Origin of the sequence: uncultured Abyssibacter sp. (genome assembly GCF_964000955.1) — a bacterium.
GTDB lineage: Bacteria > Pseudomonadota > Gammaproteobacteria > Nevskiales > OUC007 > Abyssibacter.
This window is the reverse complement of the sequence record NZ_CAXFCL010000174.1, coordinates 1-3987: the sequence shown is the minus strand read 5'-3', so window position 1 is coordinate 3987 and position 3987 is coordinate 1. Positions and strand designations below refer to the sequence as shown.

Genomic DNA, 3987 nt, shown 5'->3' with positions numbered 1-3987 from the left:
CGGACTCGTAGTCGTTGCCTTCACGCTCGAGCATGATGGACCAAGGGGATCCGGTTGGTGACCAGCGGATGCCACCGAAGAACGCGGCATCGCCGGCAAACAGGCGACCGAGTTCGAAGTCGCCGACTCCGCTGTTATCGTTTCCGCGGCGCTCGAATCGATCATCGAGTCCTGACAACGGCGTATCGAGATCACTCCGTGAACCCTGGCGCCCCCAGCCCAAACCCAACGTGACATCGAAGTCACCGACTCGCTTCGTCGCAACAAAATACTCGCTGGACAACAGCCCCGTACCGCCCAGGTCCTGAACGCCAACAGCGAACGACGGCCACGTCCAAGTTTCCTCGCTAAGCCTGAATTTGAAGTCAAACGACTTGTCCAGGTACCCATCACGCGAAAAATCGCCGTCCGAATCGGAGTATCGAAACTTGGTGTAGCGAAAGGTGGCTTCAAGCCAGTTGTACGGATGCGCGGTGAGGAACGTGGAATCGTAGGGTCGCGCCGAGGAGAAACCGACCCGAAACGTACCTTCCGGTGCAAAGCGTGCTGTCGGTGTTTGCAACAGGCCGACATTGCCGTAACTGTTCGCGGGTGCCGATGCGTCGTTGGCGAAAGCGGAGGGCACCAGCACCGCAAGAGCCATGGCGAGCCATCCGGCCCGCATGCAAACAGAGCCAATCATGCCGGCACCTTCAACGCTTCGAAGGTGTAGCCAACGCCTTTCTGCCACAGGCGGCCTTCCGTTCGCCGAATACGACCAGCCGCGTCGTGCCAGTAGGTCATCGCAAAGGGTTCGGTGGCACCATCGGATTGGCAGTCGTACCGCGAACGCGTCGTGTCGATCGTCTTTTCATTGACAATGATGGCCGCAGCCACCGATGCCGTGAGGGTGCACTCCACCGGAAAGCTCGCCAGCACTTCCGATCCATCCAACAAGCTGATCGCCAGTGTGTACGTGCCCGGCGGTGCTGGCTGCAAAGCAACGCCCTCCCAGCTCACGAGTGTCTGCTTCGTACCTGCCTGCAACCGCTTGATCCGGCCGTCCGAGGATTGGAGCAACCAGAAATCCCCTCCCGCATACCAGAGATGATCGCCCTCCACATATTCAGCAAGCACCGCAATGGCCGGCAGAAAACCTTCCAGTTGCACGCGCATCTGCGCGTAGGGATAGGCGGCGATTTCCGCTGGTGTGCGCAACGAACTGCCAGGCGACCGGATCGCCGTCACCGCATCACGAATCGCTTCGCTCTGCGGATTGTTGGCGCAACCGCTCAGGTACAAAGGGAAGATGACAAGCGCGGCCATGGCAACGCGCAAGCGTGGGGCGAAACAGGTTGATTTCATGAATAGGTGTTTTAGGAACGTTACGCGACGTCCTGAATGTCTCATCCCGCACCAAGCCGGGCGGGCTGTCCGCGAGGCCATCCCGAGCCACGCGAGCGCGAGGATACCACTGTGCCGCCTGGTCCCTCGATGCGTCCAGCGGCGTGGACCGTGACCCCCGTCCGGGTTGACCGCGGTACCGGCCCGAAATCGCCTCTAGCCGGATGCGTCGCCTGACGCTAGAATTGCGCGCCCTCGGGCGATTAGCTCAGCGGTAGAGCACTGCCTTCACACGGCAGGGGTCACTAGTTCGATCCTAGTATCGCCCACCAATCATCAGACCAGCGCCGCCTCCGGGCGGCGTTGTTCTTTTCCCATCCCGTCGCGTCGTTGTGAAATTGGTGTTACAACGGCCATGCACCATCTTGGACGGGGATTCACGTACGTTGACGCCGGAATTCGATCACTGGATCGGAACGCTTTATCGCGCGGGCGCCACCGTGCGACCGGAGCATTTCCGCCGTCAGGCGCTGGAATCGCTGCGTCAGTGGGTGCCCTACGATTGTGCGTTGTGGGGCACCGGCACGCTGGAGAATCTGCGCTTTCATACGCTGGACAGCATCAACCTGCCCGGCGGTTTCGGGGAAGCGCTGGAACACACCCGCCATCTCAACCCGATCCTGCCGCGTATTCTCGAGCAGCTCGGCAACCCGGTGACGATGGCATCGGTGTACCCGGACGACCAGTTCTACGACTCGCCCCTTTATCAGACGACGTTCAAGCCCTTCGGCATCGAGCGCATTCTCTCGACCGGGCTGACGGACGAACGCGGTGGCCTGTACACCCTGCTCAGCGTCTATCGCCGCGATCGCAGTCGTCCATTCACACCGGAGGAAGTGGTCCTGCACCAGCGCGCGGTCTTCCATCTGGTCAACGCCGCGTCGCATCTGGTGTTCAGCTTCCTGAACCGGAAGCAGAACGATGTCCCGGATGACAGCGCCGCCTGCGTCTGCGATGCCCACGGCGTCTATCACGAGGTGCAGTCCGACTTCCTCGATCTGACGGAACAGTACTTTCCCGAGGCGCCACGCGGCCGGCTGCCCTTTTCCGTCGAAGTTCTGGAAGACGACGAGCAGGCGCTGAACGGCCTGTCGATCCGCGTCCGCCGGCTCGGAGAGCTCTACGTCGTCAGAATCTGGCCCAGTGGCCCGCTGGATGAACTGACCGCCCGTGAGCGCGAGGTCGTAGAAGCCGTGTCACGCGGCCTGACATTCAAGGAAGCCGCGCGCCGCCTAGGCGTCGCGCCGTCGACCGTCTCCAATCATCTTTACCGCGTCTACCAGAAACTCGGCGTTCACTCCCGTTCCGCACTGGCCAAGCTGGTACACGAGCAGGACGGCTCATAGACTGCGACCTTTCCGCAGGGTTCTGCATCACTGAAGTAGGTGCGACCACTGCCACCTTCGATGTTCATCGGCAACCGCCGATCCGGGGAACGAGGAATACAGTCTTGAAGAGATTTCTGATCGGAATGGCCGCCGCGGGTGTCGTCGGTTCCGTCAACGCCGCCGAATTGCTGGACGCCTACGCGCTCGCGACGAGGAACGACCCGCAGTTGCAGGCCGCCGCCGCGGACCGCGATGCCCTGATCGAGGCCAAACCCCAGGCGCGATCCGCCATCCTGCCCCAGCTCAGCCTGAGCGGGCAGATTGCCCGCAACCGGCGCCAGCAGACGGTTCAGGGGCAGGAGCAGCCCACCAACATCACCACCGATGCGCAAGCCCAGTTAACGCTGAACCAGGCAGTCTTCGACTGGACGGCGTTTCGCCGCCTGAAGCAGGCCGATGAACAGATCGCAGCCGCGCAGGCCGGCTATCTGGCCGAAGAGCAGACGCTGGTGCTACGCGTGGCCGAAGCCTACTTCGATGCCGTGGCCGCCGCGGACGCGCTGGAGTTTGCCGTTGCCGAAAAGCGCGCGGTCTCCCGCCAGCTCGAACAGGCGCAGAAGCGATTCGAGGTCGGCTTGTCGGCCATCACCGATGTCCAGGAGGCGCAGGCGCGCTACGACCTGACGGTGGCCCAGGAAATTGACGCAAACCGTCAGTTGCGCACCGCGCAGGAAGCGCTGCGCGAAGTCACCGGCACCTATCCGACCAACCTGCCCGGCCTGCGCAGCGATATCCCGCTGGTCCCGCCCACACCGGACAATCCGGATCTGTGGGTCGAGCGTGCGATCAACAATAATCTGGAGCTGGCTGCCGCGTTGCTGAACGTCGACATCGCCCAGTTCGAAATCCGGGCACAGGAAGGCGCCCGCCTGCCGACGCTGGGACTGCAGGCCAGCACGGGGTATTCGGATTTCGGTGGCGCCTTCGGATCGGAAACCGAAAGCGCCAGCATCGGCCTGCTGCTCGATGTTCCGCTGTCCACCGGCGGACTGACCTCGTCGCGCATTCGTGAATCGCGGTCACGCTATGTCCAGCAGACCGCACTCGCGGAACAAACCAAGCGCTCCGTCGAACGCCAAGCCCGTGATGCCTACGATGGCGTGCTGGCCGGCATCAGTCGAGTCAAGGCGCTGCGCCAGGCGGTTAAATCCAGCCAGACGGCACTGGAAGCCAGCGAAGCCGGTTATCGCGTCGGCACGCGAACCAGCGTGGATGT

Annotated in this window: 4 protein-coding genes and 1 tRNA gene; 3 read left to right on the top strand and 2 right to left on the bottom strand. The window is 62.5% G+C overall.

The window, feature by feature from the left end:
• Together ABNS06_RS08525 and ABNS06_RS08520 are read right to left on the bottom strand one after the other, a co-directional pair.
• Positions 1-682, bottom strand: a 682-nt coding sequence (locus ABNS06_RS08525) for a YjbH domain-containing protein (RefSeq protein ID WP_348673887.1), incomplete at its 3' end; no start/stop codon positions are given.
• Positions 679-1344: a YjbF family lipoprotein gene (locus tag ABNS06_RS08520; protein WP_348673886.1), complete on the bottom strand. Its 666-nt coding sequence runs from the start codon at positions 1342-1344 to the stop codon at positions 679-681. The genes ABNS06_RS08525 and ABNS06_RS08520, both read right to left, overlap by 4 nt.
• Positions 1345-1580: 236 nt before the next feature.
• On the opposite strand from ABNS06_RS08520, the gene ABNS06_RS08515 reads away from it, so the two are divergent.
• The 3 genes from ABNS06_RS08515 to ABNS06_RS08505 all read left to right on the top strand — a co-directional run.
• Positions 1581-1655 (top strand) — tRNA-Val (locus ABNS06_RS08515).
• A gap of 114 nt (positions 1656-1769) precedes the next feature.
• Entirely contained in the window at positions 1770-2729 is a 960-nt protein-coding gene (locus ABNS06_RS08510; protein ID WP_348673884.1) for a helix-turn-helix transcriptional regulator, read from the top strand.
• A 104-nt stretch (positions 2730-2833) separates the two neighbouring features.
• A partial coding sequence (locus tag ABNS06_RS08505) for a TolC family outer membrane protein (RefSeq protein ID WP_348673882.1) occupies positions 2834-3987 on the top strand: 1154 nt, incomplete at its 3' end.

Bases quoted from the DNA above. Each gene is read 5' to 3' on its own strand.
- ABNS06_RS08520 (WP_348673886.1), bottom strand. From the start codon at position 1,344: ATGAAATCAACCTGTTTCGCCCCACGCTTGCGCGTTGCCATGGCCGCG.